The following is a 14,805-nucleotide window of genomic DNA, read 5'->3' as shown; positions in this document are numbered from 1 at the left end:
TGCTGCGCTTCATCTCGTCCGTCCTTGTCAGGGCCGGACTCTACTTCAGACTGGAGGAGGATTCCCACGGCAGGTCACAGCTCAGGAGAAATAAAAAAATGTGGAGGGGCCAAAATCATAATTATTTTTTGAGACAGTCCGGTTGTGGGTAGGTTCAGACAGCCGCAACAGCCGCAATGACTTCCGTGTGGTGGTCGTGGAGATCGGTCGGGAGTCCTAATTTATGACTTCCCCTCCGGCATCTGTACATTGCTTTGCAGAGCTATATGACCCCGGCTGGGGATGCCCCGTGAACTTACACTTAATATCATATCGAGTTGCAGGCACGGACGATGATGACGCCGGGGGCTCGTAGAAACCTCCAGGTGGGCTTTGCTGGCTTTGTAAGGTCCATCCCGCAGCAATCATACACCTTTTTTGGAAGTCCTGAGCGTTAAGCGCCCCGGCTAACCCCCCACCAAAATACCCACTTTGCCTCATATCCTTTTCACATTGGTAAGAGTCCCGGTTGAAGTCTTGCTGAGTAGAGCCCGGTTTATTCCAAACCATTTGTGGTGCGCACGCCGAAAGGAGGGAAAGGCCAACGTAAGTTAGAATATTCTTTATCCTTCCCACTTGCACCTCCACAGCAATCTTTGCCCTCATTAAAGATATCAGCGACCTCTGCAATCGTCTACCTAACCGCCAACACGGTAGAGGCTTTCATTAGCTTGTACGTGTGGGTGTCCGCAATCTGGGCACCACTACCTACCCGCACCAATGGTTGTTATGCACCGATATCGCAAAAATCCTACGCATAGGATGCCTCATACCCCGTGAAACACGCGGAAACCCTGGGGTTTTCGGCCCTAGTGGGGGGATGGAAGAAACCTCCTATATGGGGGCTATTCTCCGACGCCGGGGCCGAGCTGCGACGCAGGATGTGCCCAATGTTAAAATTGGACCCGTCCGCCACAATCCTATGCTATCCTATTGATATGTTTGGTTAAATCCTACACGAAAAGGATCAATCCGCCATGCGTGGAACAATGCCGAAGTCCGCCGAGCTGCATCAGCTCCATGGTACAACTCGTAAGACGTCAAAGGCGCGGGCAACTGCGGCCCGGACGGTGGCCGTACCCACCCCCGACGACGTGCTGACACCGCCGGAATACCTGGAAGGCGTCGCCCTGGCGGAGTGGAATCGCTTGGCCCCCGAGCTGAAGAGCCGGAATATGTTCACCGTGCTGGACCGGAACACCCTGGCGACCTACGTGACGACATGGGCGCTTTACTTGGAGGCCGTCGCCGCACTGAAGGAGACGGGAGTCGCCATCAAGACCGGCGTGCGCTCGAAGAAGACCTCGCCCCATGCGCTGGTGGTCGAGACAAGTTCCCGCGCCCTTTCCAGGCTGTCGGGCGAGTTGGGGCTGAACTTCCTTTCCCGTGCTCGGCTTGGAATCCAAGAGAAGGCAGACTATTCCGGCGGAGAGTTCGCGGATTTCTAAGGTAATGTGCACATAGCGCAATAAATTCGTAGGAATCGTATAGGATAATGTAGGGATAATCGTAGTCACGCACCCCCATCACCTTGTGATACGCTGCGCGTATCACAAGGGAACTGAGGAGACTGCGCAAATGGATACCATCACAACTTTGGCACTTGCCACCCGCACCGACTATATAGACGGCGACACCTTCGACGCTGCCGCCCTGGCGATCCTCGACCGCCCGATTGAGGGCCGCGCCGACGTCCTGGCCGTCCTGGCCGCCATCGCCCACACATCCGACCTTCTGCCCGCCCAGCGGCGCGCCCTGGGTGCGGTGCTGAACTGGCTGTAGCGCGTGCACTGTCTTCACGGTGAAGAGGGGGGTCGCTATTAGCAACCCCCTTTTTCGTCACCAGAAACAGAAGTAGTTTGTAGTATAAAACCAACACTGTACTTACCGCGCCATGCTGCATTGAGTCTTTCCGCTTTATTCGTAGAAAGAATCATCGTAAAAAGAAATGGCGTTTCCATCAGATTTTGGAATTACCGCCATGAAATCGAAGACCTACCCCCGCCAAGCGGTGTACGCCGCGACAGGTTGCTATCAACAACTTATCTACAGCTGGCGCGGCAAGGGGCCGCTCGCCCTGTCATATGGCCCCCGCCTGCCGTTGTCCGAGGCGCTGGCGCTGGACGTGGCGCGCATGCTGTCGCGCTTCTCCGCCCCGAAGCGCATCTCCCTGGGTGCTGGCAGTGCCGCCGCCGCTGTCGCCGACCGTGACCGGCCGGGCTTTCTGGCGATCTGGCGTTCTGGCAGCACATGGAACCATTCGGTTGTCCCCGAACCGACCGCCGTCGCCGGAAAAATCGTCATTCTCCTCGACCTCGGCATCATCAAGGCCGAGCTGCTGGAAAAGCTGAATGACGCCGCTTGATCGCGCCTGCCGGATTGTGGAGCGCAGCTTGCGGGGATATCCGGCCATGCCCGACGACGCCGAGTTCATGGCCGCCCAGATGGTTGCCCATGCCAATGGTGGCCGGAGCACACTGACCGCCTCGACCATCCGCTATGCCGTCCGAGACGCCGCCATCCGGGCCGCCGCCGCCTTCATCCCCGGCGACAAGATTGACCCGAAGTCCGAATCGCTTGTGACAAATTACGGCCGGTTCTCCGCCTGTCATGGTGACGAAGCCACCACCATGCCGAAAGACTACGCCGGGACGATTAATGAGCAACTCTTTGTAATTGCGAAGCTTGGCGGCATTCCAAGCCCCCGCCATGTTGGTCGGATACTACAAAATCTGCCATCATAGCGAAGGAAATGGCAAAACAGCCCCGGTATATGTGGTCGCACTTGAATGGAGACTTTGACCATGTCCACCGAAGCCCTCATTCCCCAGCCCGGCGACGATCCAATGGTGATCCAGGCCCGGAACGGGGCCAACGCCGCCCAGACCGCCCACGAAACCGCCCTGGCCGCCCTGGCCGCCGCGAAGGCGTCGCAGGCATCCGCCGAGGCGGATCTGATCAAGTCGGACGCGACCGACATTGCGGAGCGCCTCGCGCCGCTGATCGCCGCTGTTTCCGCCGCTGAATCGGTCGTTCGCATCACGGCCGGACGCCTGCAGGCGGCCGACGACGTGTACCGGGCTTCACTGGACGACGCCGGGGCGCGGGTGGCCGCCGTCGCGGCCGACGCCATGCTCGAGGCTGGCAAGGCGTTCGTCGCCGCCGCCCGGAAGACGATGCAGCAGCAGGAACGGTATTTCGCCCTCCGCGCCGCCGCTATCTCGACGTTGCCCGCCGATCTGAAGCTTTCGCAATCGCCCTGGCCGCTGGATTCAATCTCCGGCGCGGCCAACGCGTTCGGGGCCGAGTTGGCCGATTGGGCGACGCCGCCGAAGCCGAAGGGGTGCCCCGAAGGCCATATCCGCGTGCGCTTCCTCAAACAGCCTGTCGTGGGCGTCATGGGCGCGGCCGGGCCGGTTCCCGGTCACATGTACGCCCTTGGCGACATCGCCGCCCTGCCGCTGGTGGAACAGGACCGTGACCGGAAGGACATCCCCGGCCGTGTGCTGGGCTGGATCAATGATGGAATTTGCGAGCGGGTGGAGGGTTAGGACATGAACAACGTGAATAAGGACTTGGTCGCGACGGTCAAAGCTGCGACCGCCGCCAACGGTAACCGGCAAGTCCGTGTGATCGCTTCAACCGCCGCCGTTGATCGTGCCGGTGATGTGGTCGATCCCAACGGCTGGGAGCTTGGCCCCTATCGTAAGAATCCGACCGTCTTGTGGGCGCATGACCATGACCGTGTGATCGGCCGGACCATCGATATCGGTGTCACCAACGGCCGCCTGGAAGCGACCATTGAGTTCCTGAAGGCGGGCGTGTCCACCACGGCCGACATAGTTTATCAGCAGGTGCTCGAGGGTGCCGTAAACACGGTATCGGTTGGATTCCTGCCGATCACTTCAACGCCGATCGCCACGGGCCGCAAGTTCACCAAGGCGGAGCTGATGGAAATCAGCTTCTGCGCTGTGCCCGCCAACGCCGAGGCGCTGGTGATCGGCAAGACCATGACCCCCACGGACCGGGCCGCCGAGCTGCGCGCCCTCCGCGCCCGTGTGGAGCGTGAAGACCGCGCCGCCGAGATCGCCGAAATGCGTCGTGCCGATGGCGGCATCATCCGCAAGATCGCCCCCAAGGGCTTGGCCTGGAGGGGGAAATAATGGGTATGCTCGATATCTTCCGACGCCCCACGCCCGCCCCCCAGCCTGAACAGAAGGCCCAGCCCAGTTTCGGGGGCTTCGCCCTCATGGGCGGGCTGTTCGGGGGCATGGCGACGACGTCCGACGTCAAGGTGACGCCCGGCGGTGCCCTGGCCTCCGGCAACGTCGCCCTGTCCGCCGCAATGCGGGTGATCAGTGAGACAATCGCCGCCTGCGACATCAAGGTATGTCACCGCGCCCCTGATGGCACCGTGACGCCCGTCGATCATCCGCTTACGCGCCTCCTCCGCCAACCGAACGACTATTTGACCGGCTTCGAGCTGAAGGAAATTCTGGTCAACCAACTGATGATCTACGGCGAGTCAGTCTGGTACCTCGACCAAGACCGTAACGGCCGCATCAAGGGTATCTATCCGTTGCCGCCGGGCAAGGCGCAACTCTATGTCGCGCCGGGGGCTGGCTGTTCTATGCGATCAGTCCCGGCGACATGCTCGTGGACTCATTCATCGGGCCGAAGACCCAACTTGTGGGCGCCGAGCATTTCGCCCACTTCCGGGCGGGCAGTTTGCACCCTCTGAACCCGGTTTCGCTGTTGCGGGCCGGTGCCCAGTGCGTCGGCGCTGCCATCGCAGCCGACGCCCAGGCGAGCAACCTGTTCAGCAAGGCCGCGTCGCCCGGTGGCATCCTGAAAGCCAACGGCAAGCTTTCCAATGAGGCTATCAGCAGGCTGCGGACGTCCTGGGACAGTGCCCATATGGGTGCTGGCAACGCCTACCGGACGGCGATCCTCGAGGAAGGTATGAGCTTCGAGTCGCTGGTGCCCGACCTGACCAAGCTGCAGTTGTTGGAGAGCCGCCGCTTCACGGTCGAGGAGGTCGCCCGATTGTTCCGAATCCCGCCGCACATGCTGGCCGTGGTCAACGGCGCGCCGAGGGCAAATGTCGAGCAAGCCGCCGTCGAGTTCTATACCTGCTGCATTCAGCCGTGGCTCGAACGTATCGAAGCCGTGCTTGAAAAGTGCTGCCTCTCCCCTGGCGAGCTTGACGCCGGTTATGTGGTCGAGTTCGACGAAGATGATTTGATCCGCGTAGACTTCGCGACCAAGACCGCCGCCTTGACCGCCGGACGCATGGGGGGCTGGCTGTCCCCGAACGACGCCCGCCGCGCCATGGGCCTGCCCGCTGTCGAAGGCGGCGACGACATCGCCGCCCCGATGAACAGCAACCATCCCGGCGACGGATCAACGGCAAACGCCACCACGCCGCCCCCGGCGAAGGCGTATGACCCGACGCCCGTCGCCGAGTCGGAGATCGCCGCGAACACCGCCTTGGTTGACCTCTTGAGGGGCATGAGCAATGCCTAATGCCGCCGCTGCCGTCGCCGTCGCGCTGGGCTGGGTGCAACGCGCCCTCCCTAGGCTGGTGGATGCTGCTATCGCGCAAGCCCCTGCCGCCAAGGATGGCCAGACCGGCCCCATGGGTCCGCCGGGATGCGCTGGCCCTATGGGACAGCCTGGGTGTGACGGTGCCGATGGGGCACCCGGTCCCCAGGGTCTGCCCGGTGTCGGATTCGTCGTGCAGGGTAAATGGGAGCCGAGCCGGACCTACTATGGTCCGAGCGAGGCGGCCCCGTTCTATCCGGTGGTGGAATACAAGGGCTCGAGCTACGTCTGCACGGACCCCGAGGGCACCATGGCCAAGCCGCCGGGCAAGGGCTGGGTGCTGTTCGCCGCCAAGGGCACGCCGGGTGCCGCGTCTTCTGGTGGCGGTGCTGCCATCGTCACCGACGCTACCTTGGGCTTCGAGGCCGCCGCGATGGCCGTCCGTCTCGACTTCATCGACGAGTCCACCTTCTACCGGGGCGAGGCCGTTCCCGGCACCGCCGAATCCGCTGCCGGGTGGCGTATCAAGCTGGTGACCTTCGGCGCTGATGGCGATGTGACGGAGCAATGGGCCGGAGGTACGGCCGCATATGACAAGGTCTGGGCGGATCGCCTGACCCTGATTTACGTGTAACGAGGATTGATCATGACCAACCCCCACAACTCCACATTGGCACCGGTTTTGATCCTGGCCGGTGCCGATAGCCCCCGGCCGCCGGACGCGGTCCCCTCACACCCGCTTGCGGGTGGCCGGGGGCGCACTCTCCACATTGATCTGTCCGACCCGGCAACGCGGGCCGAGTTGCTCGACCTGGAATTGCTCATTTTGGACCGGATCGCCGACCGCTTGGCCAACGCCGCCCGGTCACGGGCGAACGACGCCCCGCCGTCCTGGCCGAGCGTCATTGTGACGAAAGGCTGAATCCATGCCCCCGTTCACCGACGCCGAAATCGCCGCCCTTGCCGCCGCTATGGCCAAGGGCAAGAAGCCGAAGGGCTGATCATGGCCGCCATGACCTTCCGGCGTGGCGGTGACGCCCTGACGCTGGACGGCACGGCCGCCTGCATCCTCTATGCCGCCATCCACACCGGCAAACGTGGCGTGTACCTCAACCTGACCTTCTCCGACGCCCTGGCCGAGCTGCACGCCCTGGGTTTCCGCTTCGAGCCCGCCGGGCCGTCATACCCTGGCGGCCCGTGCCGTTTTCGGCTGCGGCGATCCTGCCGGGGCTGGGAGCTGCACCGACCCTGGGTCAATGAGCCCTGGTATTGGGCTGCGGTGTAGCGCCGCCACGGCGTTGAATATGCGCCCCCTACAAAAGTATGGTTATCCCCCGAATCTGTGGATAACTCCGTGGGTAAATCGGACAATCCGGCTCATTGGATGCGCCCGTGACGACGCTCAAAATTTAGCCATGAGGAATCCGCCTATGCGCCTCGCCCTCGCCGTCCTGGTCCTGCTGATCGGCTTCCGCGCCCTGGCGGCTGATCCGTCAATCGGCACACCTTACACGCTTTACCGGAACAGCGTCACCGATCCCAACATGCGGCTGCACATCGCCACGTTTGACGCTATGGAACGCGAAACCTACAACTTTGAAAATTGCCGCGTCGCCGCCGAGCTGTTTCAAGCTCAGCCCGGTGTGAAGACTAAGTTTTGGTGTGAGAAGGGCCGGTTTAAGTCGGCACCATGATCCGCACCGCCCTCGCCGTCCTAGTCCTGCTGATCGCCGCCCGCGCCCTGGCGGCCGACCTGCCTGCCGTGGGTACTCGGACCATCGGGAATCAGCACTATCTCGTTGATCGCAACGGCACCACGGTGGGGCAGCTAAAGGAGCTGTCGCCGGGCAACTGGCATATCCTGGACAGCCGAGGCATGACCGTGGGCACTGTGACCGGGTCGCCGGGGGTGCCGCCTGTGGTGATTGGGCCGGTTCGGCGGTGATGATTGGGGCTTAGACTTTGCCGGGGCACCACCCCGGGCTAAGCATTACCGGCCGGGCTCGTGCCAAGGTTACATTCACCAATTAGGGGGCTTATGTAGGTTAGTCCCTGGGATTGAATCGGGAAATTGCGACGCGGTAAGGTCAGCTGTATGTATGTGCCGCGAAAAACTTGCTACCGCTTGAAGTTTTGGCGCCATACTTTGTCCAGTTCCGTCTGTCGGGCAAATGACTGTTACTGGAAAACCTCGTTCTTGCGCCACCATGCGGATTGGCTCGCACAAATCCGTATCATTTGTTATTACAGCCGCCGCATCAAACTCACCCTTCCACGCATCATTTAAAAGGTGAACGGCTAAGTTAACGTCTGATCCTTTTTCCTCCATTGCATGGACTTCGGCAGTAACAGCATTTATTGCGGGCTTTGTTCGACTTTTGCGCCGCCCTCCAACATGGTTATGCCCCACCGTTAATTTTCGTACTTCTGCCCCCCTTACCGGATGCACGCCAGCAACCGAATATTCACCAGCAGGAAGCGTTAACGATGTTGATCCGCTTTGCATTGGCTCGTCAGCGATTGGGAGCTTAAGTATTGGCCTCCAAATTGGCTTTGCCAAAAAGTGTCCAAAGTAAACTTCGATTTCTGGGACGGTAGCCAACGCATTTAAATACAATTGCTGTCGCTTTGGAGCATCTTGATCGATGCCTCCAGAAACGCGGGCTGTAAAAAACTTTATCTTTTCTATACTGCAAGTCGATGGCATGACATTGATAGCTAACTCTTTGAGATTAAGCCAGCGAAATGGGCGGTTTTTCAACGCTCCATAATAGAGATTGAATCCATCGACATAGACCCAAGTCCGCATAGCGAATCGCCTTTGAAATGGCAAGGGCCACACCCCTAAAGGTGCGGCCCTTGTACCGACAGCACGCTGTCGGCGGATATCTCGGGAGGGAACGATATGGGGCAGCCACGACCTCGTCAACAAAATCTTTGGAATTCGTGTCCGAACGCCCGCTTCCCTTTAATGAATGGGGGTGTCTATCTAGATCAATCCGGGTTTAGTCGCGTATTCTAGACAAAATCTGGACTCAGGCCCGAAGGCCTAAAATTAAGTCATTGATTTTGCTAGAGAATTTGGCGTCCCCAAGGGGATTCGAACCCCTGTTACCGCCGTGAAAGGGCTATCCAGACCATTTCCTGAGATCGCTGATGGCGCGGCGCTTCGCCATATTAATCATGAAAAACAAGTGATTAGTACATACATTACAAACTGCTGAAATATGCGTGCCAAAGCAGGGCCCGCATATGGTTTGTCCCCCCAAATGTCCCGCAGATTGTTCCCTCGGCTTGTGGGTCGGGGAAGCTTTTTTAATGGCTCCGGAGGATTTGGGCGAAGGAGGCTTTCCGCCGGGATGCCCAATTTCCGATTGAGCTTCCAGGCCATTTCCATGGTGAGGGAGCGCTTGCGGGACAGATTCCAGAAGCTCGCGCGAGCCCCCCGGCAGCGCTGCCAGATCGGGTTTCTCATGCCGCCAAGGCCTTCCTCCTCGGCGCCACCATTGGCGATGCTCTTCGCCCGCAGAGCCTGCGAGCCTCCTTTAAGTTTGTCGAGGTCAGTCGTCATTACGCTTTCCTGCTCAAAGGACCAGATTGCTGGCGAACTGACCTATCCCACTCGATGTCAGTCGCTGGGTTTCGACCACTTGGATGCGGGATAACTGTGTTGGCGCTTCTGCTTTACGAGGGCCTCGCCAGCCGCAGAGTCCTGGGTCGTTGACTTTGGCTTTCGACCTAAGCCGCTCTTAATCGCCAACTCAGAGCGACGCGAAGCGTAGTTCGGTGCGACCATCGGGTAATCGGAGGCAAGGTTCCACTTCGTCCTGTAATCGTCCACAGTCATCCTGTGCGCTGTCATTAGGTGTCGCTTGAGCATGCTTTGCTTCTTACCGCAATCCAGGCAGATGAGCGCGTCAGGTGTTACAGACTTTTTGATCGAGACAGCGGGAGCTTGCTTCTCGGACTCCGACGGCGCAGGTGCACCAACTCCGTCCAGGGCTTGGTAGGTCCGCTTGATCAGGTCCGCGAGATCATTGACCTCCACTTGATTGTTGCCGACATAGGCGGCAACAAGTTTGGCCGTCAGCGCCGTCTTGTCGTTAGCCATTGACGGCATCCTTCAAAGCCTTACCAGCCGAAAACTTGGGTGCCTTCGAGGCGGCAATCTGGACGGACGCCCCAGTGCGCGGATTGCGGCCTTGCTTGGCTGCCCGCTGGGCGACGCTGAACGAGCCAAACCCAACAAGACGGACTTCTTCTCCCGCCTTCAATGCCGCTTCGATAGCAGTAAAGACCGCCTCAACGGCCTTGTCGGCATTCGCCTTGGTGGTGCCCGCAGAAGCAGCGACCTTTGCAACCAAATCAGCCTTGTTCATAGGTTCCTCCCAAAATGATATTGTTCTGATGGCATGGAGTAGGGCCTCGGTCAATATGTTCGCGGATACGCTAAAGGTATCTGTGAAGCACTTCAATCCTCGCGCGCGCAGCTTGAAGCCTCTGCCCCACACAGGGGGCTGGCGGAGAGTTGGCGTCTTATGGCTAGACTTGCCGAGGATTTGCCAGTTCTGCAAATAAGGCACGGTCGGTGAATTTTTCATGGACATGGATGGCGTGGATCAGCGCCTCGACGGCAGAAAGCAGATCGCCTTGACTTGAGGATTTTGCGCACAATTGTGCAAAGCTTTCGGCACGACGAAGGATCTCCTTGTGCTGGTAGCGCGCGAGGTCGAGATCGGTCAGTCCCCTGCGTTCGAATTCGCGTTCTTCCTCTTGCTGATGCAAGTCGATCTCGGAAAGTAATTTTTGAGTGTATTCCACATCCACTTGTCCGCTAGTGGCAGCCTCCTTCACCACATCCAGCAGTTCAAAAAGACGACGGTGAGCGATGTCTGGATCAAAGTCTGCCAAGGCGAAATTCCAATTTCTCGGGTTTTAAGTGCAGCTACAAACCGGTTCAGATGACCTCGCCGCGTCCGACCAGTCCCAAATTCAAGGCATCGCCAGTGCGCATCGACCGTCTGGTCAGGAGCTTCCGTTGAGCCTCGGCGGGCAATTCGGTGAAGTTGATAAGGTTGTTGGCAATCAACAGGTCGATCAAGTCCTCCGTGACCCGCGCCATTCCGGAATCCGACGCCGCAAGGCTCGCCTGAGGCTGAGCAATCCCCCCGTCAAGAAACGCGATGACGTCTGGATGATCCTTGGGCAGCAATTCTTCGCCCCCCTCGGCTGGTTGCGCCAGCAAGCCGGTTATCCGCCCCTCTTCATCCCTCACCACGTAAGGCATGGCTCACTCCTGTTCTGTGGTGGGCATGTCCCGGAAATAAGCCCACTTTTGCACGCCGCCCCGGTTGTCGAGGAAGTTGATCAGGGCCGACACCGGTTGGCGATCGAAACGCTTTCCAATCATGGACTGAAGATCGCCGACCACCTTCTCGAAGGTCATGGCCTCTCTCCATGCTCTCGGGCTGATCATGCCGACAAACATGTTGGCAACAGAAATGACCTGAGCGGTTACCAGGATTTCGCCCGATTTCAGACCGAGTGGCCCGCTGCCATCCACCGACTCGCCGATCTGGCGGATGGTATCGACCACGGGGCCGTCGAACTCGACGGCGCTCAGCAAATCGCCGCTTATGACGAAGCTGCGCGCCAGCAAGTCCTTTTCCTCTGGCGCGAGGTTGCCGACCTTGGTCAGCAAGGCAGACGGAATGACGATCTTACCCAGATTCATCAGGCGCCCGGCAAGATCGACGGTGGATACCAGGGTTTCCGACAGCCCCATTTCCTCGGCGATTGCCGCTCCGACCTCGGCCACCCGCGAGGAATGATTGGCTGAATAGGGATCGCGGCGATCGATGACCCCCACCAGGGTATTCACCAGTTGCCGAAGTCGCTGTTCGCTTCGCGCCCGCTCGCGCCCGAGGCTAGTGACGTCATGAAAGACCATCAGTGTGCTGGGAGGATGGGCGCTGTTTCCCGGAATGTAGACATGATCGGTGGAGAGTTCGCGCAGGCCGTCGCTCTCCTCAATCCGATGGAGGTGGTGTTCATTGGTCTCCGTCTCAGCAACCCGCTTGTTCACATCCGCCAATATCTTGGCGATGGCCGGTCCCAAGACGCTGACCATGGGCTTGTTCTTGATGTCCATGATCGGGATGCCGTAATGACTGGCCAGTGGCCGATTGGCGAATGTGATGGCGCCGGACGCATTGACGCAGGCGATCTCGGTCGGCTGTGAATCGGTGACGGTGCGCATGAAGCGCGTCAGGCTTTCGAATCGCTCGGAGGCGATGCGATGCTTTTCCGCCGCTTCTGCGGTTCGGACCGAGGCGCCGTGCCGCCACACCGCCACTAAGCCGACACTGACGCCCGCCACCACCAGCAGGAAAACGATCAGGATGGTCCGCAGTCGGGTTTCCGTCGGCCCCAAGGCCTCGGACCTTGCGACATTCCGCATGAGAACCCAAGCCGTGCCGGGAACCGCGCGGGAAACGGCGAGCACATCGGTACCCGCGTAGTCGCGACCTTCGCTGAAATCGCCCGGCCGCTCGAGAGCGCGCACATCCACCAGCCCAGCGGTGGAGCGGGCCAGGGACCGCTTCAGGGGCGGTGTCCCGTCCGCCAGCGGCGACAGATAGTCTATGGCCGCCCCCTGGGCGCGAATCAGATAGCTTTCGGCGCTGGCGGCGGTCTCGCCCGGCTGCTTGAGCAGGCTCGCCAGTTGGCCGGTCACGGGGCGAACCCCGATGACGGCGCCAATGGCCTTGGCACTGCCTTCCGCTTGGATGGCATAGAGCGGCAGAGCGAAGGCAACCGAGGGCTCGCCGTTGCCGCTGGCGAAGACATCGGAAATAGCCGGCTGTCCGGCCAGGGCACGGCTGGCGGTCAGGGCGATCTCGCCGGTGATGGGAGGGGTTCCGCCGCTGGCCACCACGATATGGAGTCCCGAATCAAGGATGGCGATGCCGGCGCTGCCGATCCGCTCCACATTGGCGGGAACCTCGGCGCTTTGAGCTGCCACAGCGAAGCCGCTGCGGGACGCCACGGCGTTGAGCAGGTTGCGCAGATAGCCCGCCTGGGCCGGCTCGTCGGTGACCTTGGCGCGATTGCCTTGGGCCATGGTCAGCTCGGTGACGTAGATTTGCAGCGACGCGTTCTCGGTCAACTCGCGCAGGGCTTTCTGATTGTCGTCCAGCCATCCCGTCACCGCCGCCAACCGGCTGTCGGCCACGATGCCAAGGCGCACCTGCCAAGCCTGGATTTCGCGCTCGCGTTCCGCCGCCACGAACCAGAATGCGGCGATTACCCCGATGATTGCCGCCAAGGCAATGGCGAGCACGGTGGCAATGCCGGTCTTGTTGAAACGGCTGATCTGGTCCCCTGCCATGAACTGCTATCCTTTCCCTGTTCCGCCCCTCTGGGCGGACCTCTTGAAACAACAACCGGAAAGCGTGCGTAAATTACCAGACGGACAGTCTTTGTGCTATAACGCCTCTTGCGCGACGAACAGAATTCGAAGGCGGCATGCATTGATGAAGCGGATGGCAAGACTGGGATATGCAAGTCTTATACTTGCCCTGGCCTGTGGTTGGAGCGCCCCTGGCTCGGCCGATACGCCGCCGTGGGCGCTGTTCGGCACCCAGGAGACCCGCTCGGACAATATGTCGCTTTTTAAGAAATGGACCGACGCCGTCGAGCGTAGCACCAGCGAAAAGACGGCGCGCGAGGGTTCCTGCCAGGAAGGCCGGATGAACACCTGCCACTACAAGGAATGGCAGGCTTTTGTCGAAACCCTGCGGGGCACCCGGCGCATCACGCAGCTGCGCGAGATCAACGGCTGGCTGAACCGAGCCAGATACATCACCGATCCGGTCAATTACGGCATGGACGACTACTGGGCCTCGCCGGGGGAATTCCTTGAAAAGAACGGCGATTGCGAGGATTACGCCATCGCCAAATACATGTCGCTGAAGCAGTTGGGCTGGCCCGTCGTCGGCATGCGGGTTGTCGCAGTCCAGGACCTTAATCTGAAGGCAGGGCACGCCATTCTGGTGGTGGACCTGGATGGGGTCCTCTACCTGCTGGACAATCAGGTGCGGGAAGTGGTCGAGGCCAATACCGTCAAGCACTACAACCCCATGTTTTCCATCAACGAATCCGCCTGGTGGCGCCATAAGCGATAAGGGGAGGCCCGAAAGCCTCCCCCTCGCAACTCCCAATCAGACAGATCAAGTCGCCTTGATGTTCTGCGGATGCGCCGCATCGGCACCCAGCAGATTGTCCAAGGTGGTGGTGACGTTGTCCAACACCGCCACCTGGGTCCACACGTTGGCCCCGGCTGCGTCCTTGCCGTTGGCATCCACCGACACGACCGCGTTGGCCCCCGACTGGGTGACCTGAACGTAGTCGTGAAGGTCCTTTCCGGGACCGAAATTAGTCAGCAGGTCCTTGATGTCGAGGACATCGCCGCCGCTGGCCGCCGATCCGACCTTGAAGTCGGTGACATGATCGACGCCGCCGTTCTGGCCGAAATGGAAGGTATCGGAGCCACCTCCTCCGAATAGAGTGTCATTTCCTCCGCCACCATCCAAACGATCCGAGTAGGTCGTGCCATGGATCGAATCGTTGCCCGAAGTGCCCACCACATCCCTTGGCAGGAGAGAGGTATCAAAAACTTGAATTCTGATATTGGTGTTGTTGGAATCGTCAGTGTAACCAACAACCAGATTTCCATTGGCGAGGCTTATGACGGATGGGGACATCTGATTACTCAAACTGACGTCACTGATTTGGAAATCGCCGCCAATTTTGGTGCCGTCGGCATTGAAATGCTGGCCATACACACCCCATCCGCTGCCGTCCTGGCCGAGAGACTGCCACGTCGCCACAAAGCTGCCGTCCGCCAAGCCCGTTACCGAAGGCTGAGTTTGATCGTTGGCAATCGCGCTATTAATCAGGAATTCACCACCTATCTTGGTCCCATTGGCGTTGAAATGCTGGCCATACGCACCCCATCCGCTGCCGTCCTGGCCGAGAGACTGCCACGTCGCCACGAAGCTGCCATCCGCCAACCCGGTCACCGAGGGCTGATATTGATCGCTGGCGGTGGTGGTGTTGATCAGGAACTCGCCGCCAGCCTTGCTTCCATTGGCGTTGAAATGCTGGCCATAAACGCCATAGCCACTGCCATCCTGGCCGAAAGACATCCAGCTTGCTACG

22 protein-coding genes are annotated in these 14,805 nt (G+C 60.0%); 14 read left to right on the top strand and 8 right to left on the bottom strand.

What is annotated here, in order from left to right; genetic code table 11:
* Positions 1-1,016 precede the first annotated feature (1,016 nt).
* The 13 genes from CU669_RS20420 to CU669_RS20360 all read left to right on the top strand — a co-directional run bounded on the left by CU669_RS20420 (position 1,017) and on the right by CU669_RS20360 (position 7,528).
* Complete coding sequence (locus tag CU669_RS20420) at positions 1,017-1,487, top strand: phage terminase small subunit P27 family (RefSeq protein ID WP_112147436.1); 471 nt, start codon at positions 1,017-1,019, stop codon at positions 1,485-1,487.
* A 130-nt stretch (positions 1,488-1,617) separates the two neighbouring features.
* Positions 1,618-1,821 (top strand): hypothetical protein, encoded by a 204-nt coding sequence (locus CU669_RS20415; protein WP_112147435.1) that lies wholly within the window; start codon positions 1,618-1,620, stop codon positions 1,819-1,821.
* A 199-nt stretch (positions 1,822-2,020) separates the two neighbouring features.
* On the top strand, positions 2,021-2,404 hold the full coding sequence (locus CU669_RS20410) for a hypothetical protein (protein ID WP_112147434.1): 384 nt from the start codon (positions 2,021-2,023) through the stop codon (positions 2,402-2,404).
* Positions 2,391-2,783: a hypothetical protein gene (locus CU669_RS20405; RefSeq protein ID WP_146747831.1), complete on the top strand. Its 393-nt coding sequence runs from the start codon at positions 2,391-2,393 to the stop codon at positions 2,781-2,783. The genes CU669_RS20410 and CU669_RS20405 overlap by 14 nt, the downstream gene beginning before the upstream one ends.
* 60 nt (positions 2,784-2,843) lie before the next feature.
* Positions 2,844-3,590 (top strand): hypothetical protein, encoded by a 747-nt coding sequence (locus CU669_RS20400; protein ID WP_146747830.1) that lies wholly within the window; start codon positions 2,844-2,846, stop codon positions 3,588-3,590.
* A 3-nt stretch (positions 3,591-3,593) separates the two neighbouring features.
* Entirely contained in the window at positions 3,594-4,202 is a 609-nt protein-coding gene (locus CU669_RS20395) for an HK97 family phage prohead protease (RefSeq protein WP_112147431.1), read from the top strand.
* A gap of 5 nt (positions 4,203-4,207) precedes the next feature.
* Positions 4,208-4,780 carry a phage portal protein gene (locus CU669_RS22110; protein WP_161539754.1) on the top strand — a complete coding sequence of 191 codons (573 nt, stop codon included), beginning with the start codon at positions 4,208-4,210 and terminating at the stop codon, positions 4,778-4,780.
* Entirely contained in the window at positions 4,690-5,565 is an 876-nt protein-coding gene (locus tag CU669_RS20385) for a phage portal protein (RefSeq protein ID WP_112147429.1), read from the top strand. Before CU669_RS22110 ends, CU669_RS20385 begins: the two co-directional genes overlap by 91 nt.
* Positions 5,558-6,217 (top strand): collagen-like protein, encoded by a 660-nt coding sequence (locus CU669_RS20380; RefSeq protein WP_146747829.1) that lies wholly within the window; start codon positions 5,558-5,560, stop codon positions 6,215-6,217. Before CU669_RS20385 ends, CU669_RS20380 begins: the two co-directional genes overlap by 8 nt.
* 12 nt (positions 6,218-6,229) lie before the next feature.
* Entirely contained in the window at positions 6,230-6,505 is a 276-nt protein-coding gene (locus tag CU669_RS20375) for a hypothetical protein (protein ID WP_112147427.1), read from the top strand.
* 81 nt (positions 6,506-6,586) lie between these two features.
* Positions 6,587-6,868 (top strand): hypothetical protein, encoded by a 282-nt coding sequence (locus CU669_RS20370; RefSeq protein ID WP_112147426.1) that lies wholly within the window; start codon positions 6,587-6,589, stop codon positions 6,866-6,868.
* A 145-nt stretch (positions 6,869-7,013) separates the two neighbouring features.
* The gene (locus tag CU669_RS20365) at positions 7,014-7,277 is read left to right on the top strand and encodes a hypothetical protein (protein WP_192884642.1); all 264 of its coding nucleotides are present in this window, start codon (positions 7,014-7,016) and stop codon (positions 7,275-7,277) included.
* A complete protein-coding gene (locus CU669_RS20360; RefSeq protein WP_112147425.1) occupies positions 7,274-7,528 on the top strand; it encodes a hypothetical protein in 255 nt (84 codons plus the stop codon). Before CU669_RS20365 ends, CU669_RS20360 begins: the two co-directional genes overlap by 4 nt.
* A 75-nt stretch (positions 7,529-7,603) precedes the next feature.
* Here CU669_RS20360 and CU669_RS21665 read toward each other — a convergent pair whose 3' ends face one another.
* From CU669_RS21665 to CU669_RS20325, 7 genes are all read right to left on the bottom strand, one after another.
* Positions 7,604-8,392, bottom strand: a complete 789-nt coding sequence (locus tag CU669_RS21665) for an NYN domain-containing protein (protein WP_205119523.1) — start codon at positions 8,390-8,392, stop codon at positions 7,604-7,606.
* A gap of 372 nt (positions 8,393-8,764) precedes the next feature.
* A complete protein-coding gene (locus tag CU669_RS21660; protein WP_205119525.1) occupies positions 8,765-9,154 on the bottom strand; it encodes a hypothetical protein in 390 nt (129 codons plus the stop codon).
* A 57-nt stretch (positions 9,155-9,211) separates the two neighbouring features.
* Positions 9,212-9,694: a MucR family transcriptional regulator gene (locus CU669_RS20345; RefSeq protein ID WP_112147424.1), complete on the bottom strand. Its 483-nt coding sequence runs from the start codon at positions 9,692-9,694 to the stop codon at positions 9,212-9,214.
* Entirely contained in the window at positions 9,687-9,962 is a 276-nt protein-coding gene (locus tag CU669_RS20340) for an HU family DNA-binding protein (RefSeq protein WP_112147423.1), read from the bottom strand. Before CU669_RS20340 ends, CU669_RS20345 begins: the two co-directional genes overlap by 8 nt.
* Before the next feature lie 163 nt (positions 9,963-10,125).
* Positions 10,126-10,494 carry a hypothetical protein gene (locus CU669_RS20335; RefSeq protein WP_112147422.1) on the bottom strand — a complete coding sequence of 123 codons (369 nt, stop codon included), beginning with the start codon at positions 10,492-10,494 and terminating at the stop codon, positions 10,126-10,128.
* Between the two features lie 46 nt (positions 10,495-10,540).
* On the bottom strand, positions 10,541-10,870 hold the full coding sequence (locus CU669_RS20330) for a hypothetical protein (RefSeq protein ID WP_112147421.1): 330 nt from the start codon (positions 10,868-10,870) through the stop codon (positions 10,541-10,543).
* Positions 10,871-10,873: 3 nt separating this feature from the next.
* Complete coding sequence (locus tag CU669_RS20325) at positions 10,874-12,973, bottom strand: HD domain-containing phosphohydrolase (protein WP_161539752.1); 2,100 nt, start codon at positions 12,971-12,973, stop codon at positions 10,874-10,876.
* 154 nt (positions 12,974-13,127) lie between these two features.
* On the opposite strand from CU669_RS20325, the gene CU669_RS21515 reads away from it, so the two are divergent.
* Positions 13,128-13,769 carry a transglutaminase-like cysteine peptidase gene (locus CU669_RS21515; RefSeq protein WP_161539751.1) on the top strand — a complete coding sequence of 214 codons (642 nt, stop codon included), beginning with the start codon at positions 13,128-13,130 and terminating at the stop codon, positions 13,767-13,769.
* 45 nt (positions 13,770-13,814) lie between these two features.
* Here CU669_RS21515 and CU669_RS20315 read toward each other — a convergent pair.
* The coding region (locus CU669_RS20315; protein ID WP_146747825.1) for a type I secretion C-terminal target domain-containing protein at positions 13,815-14,805 on the bottom strand (991 nt) is incomplete at its 5' end.

This window comes from Paramagnetospirillum kuznetsovii (assembly GCF_003284725.1).
Taxonomy (GTDB): domain Bacteria; phylum Pseudomonadota; class Alphaproteobacteria; order Rhodospirillales; family Magnetospirillaceae; genus Phaeospirillum; species Phaeospirillum kuznetsovii.
This window is presented reverse-complemented; position numbering and strand designations above follow the sequence as displayed.

What these genes read in the sequence shown, in the direction of transcription:
- CU669_RS20365 (WP_192884642.1), top strand. Translation starts at nt 7,014, where the DNA reads ATGCGCCTCGCCCTCGCCGTCCTGGTCCTGCTGATCGGCTTCCGCGCC.
- CU669_RS20380 (WP_146747829.1), top strand. Translation starts at nt 5,558, where the DNA reads ATGCCTAATGCCGCCGCTGCCGTCGCCGTCGCGCTGGGCTGGGTGCAA.
- CU669_RS20415 (WP_112147435.1), top strand. Translation starts at nt 1,618, where the DNA reads ATGGATACCATCACAACTTTGGCACTTGCCACCCGCACCGACTATATA.
- CU669_RS21665 (WP_205119523.1), bottom strand. Translation starts at nt 8,392, where the DNA reads ATGCGGACTTGGGTCTATGTCGATGGATTCAATCTCTATTATGGAGCG.
- CU669_RS20395 (WP_112147431.1), top strand. Translation starts at nt 3,594, where the DNA reads ATGAACAACGTGAATAAGGACTTGGTCGCGACGGTCAAAGCTGCGACC.
- CU669_RS21660 (WP_205119525.1), bottom strand. Translation starts at nt 9,154, where the DNA reads ATGACGACTGACCTCGACAAACTTAAAGGAGGCTCGCAGGCTCTGCGG.
- CU669_RS20370 (WP_112147426.1), top strand. Translation starts at nt 6,587, where the DNA reads ATGGCCGCCATGACCTTCCGGCGTGGCGGTGACGCCCTGACGCTGGAC.
- CU669_RS20385 (WP_112147429.1), top strand. Translation starts at nt 4,690, where the DNA reads ATGCTCGTGGACTCATTCATCGGGCCGAAGACCCAACTTGTGGGCGCC.
- CU669_RS20325 (WP_161539752.1), bottom strand. Translation starts at nt 12,973, where the DNA reads ATGGCAGGGGACCAGATCAGCCGTTTCAACAAGACCGGCATTGCCACC.
- CU669_RS20405 (WP_146747831.1), top strand. Translation starts at nt 2,391, where the DNA reads ATGACGCCGCTTGATCGCGCCTGCCGGATTGTGGAGCGCAGCTTGCGG.
- CU669_RS20360 (WP_112147425.1), top strand. Translation starts at nt 7,274, where the DNA reads ATGATCCGCACCGCCCTCGCCGTCCTAGTCCTGCTGATCGCCGCCCGC.
- CU669_RS20330 (WP_112147421.1), bottom strand. Translation starts at nt 10,870, where the DNA reads ATGCCTTACGTGGTGAGGGATGAAGAGGGGCGGATAACCGGCTTGCTG.
- CU669_RS20410 (WP_112147434.1), top strand. Translation starts at nt 2,021, where the DNA reads ATGAAATCGAAGACCTACCCCCGCCAAGCGGTGTACGCCGCGACAGGT.
- CU669_RS21515 (WP_161539751.1), top strand. Translation starts at nt 13,128, where the DNA reads ATGGCAAGACTGGGATATGCAAGTCTTATACTTGCCCTGGCCTGTGGT.
- CU669_RS20345 (WP_112147424.1), bottom strand. Translation starts at nt 9,694, where the DNA reads ATGGCTAACGACAAGACGGCGCTGACGGCCAAACTTGTTGCCGCCTAT.
- CU669_RS20420 (WP_112147436.1), top strand. Translation starts at nt 1,017, where the DNA reads ATGCGTGGAACAATGCCGAAGTCCGCCGAGCTGCATCAGCTCCATGGT.
- CU669_RS20400 (WP_146747830.1), top strand. Translation starts at nt 2,844, where the DNA reads ATGTCCACCGAAGCCCTCATTCCCCAGCCCGGCGACGATCCAATGGTG.
- CU669_RS20340 (WP_112147423.1), bottom strand. Translation starts at nt 9,962, where the DNA reads ATGAACAAGGCTGATTTGGTTGCAAAGGTCGCTGCTTCTGCGGGCACC.
- CU669_RS22110 (WP_161539754.1), top strand. Translation starts at nt 4,208, where the DNA reads ATGCTCGATATCTTCCGACGCCCCACGCCCGCCCCCCAGCCTGAACAG.
- CU669_RS20375 (WP_112147427.1), top strand. Translation starts at nt 6,230, where the DNA reads ATGACCAACCCCCACAACTCCACATTGGCACCGGTTTTGATCCTGGCC.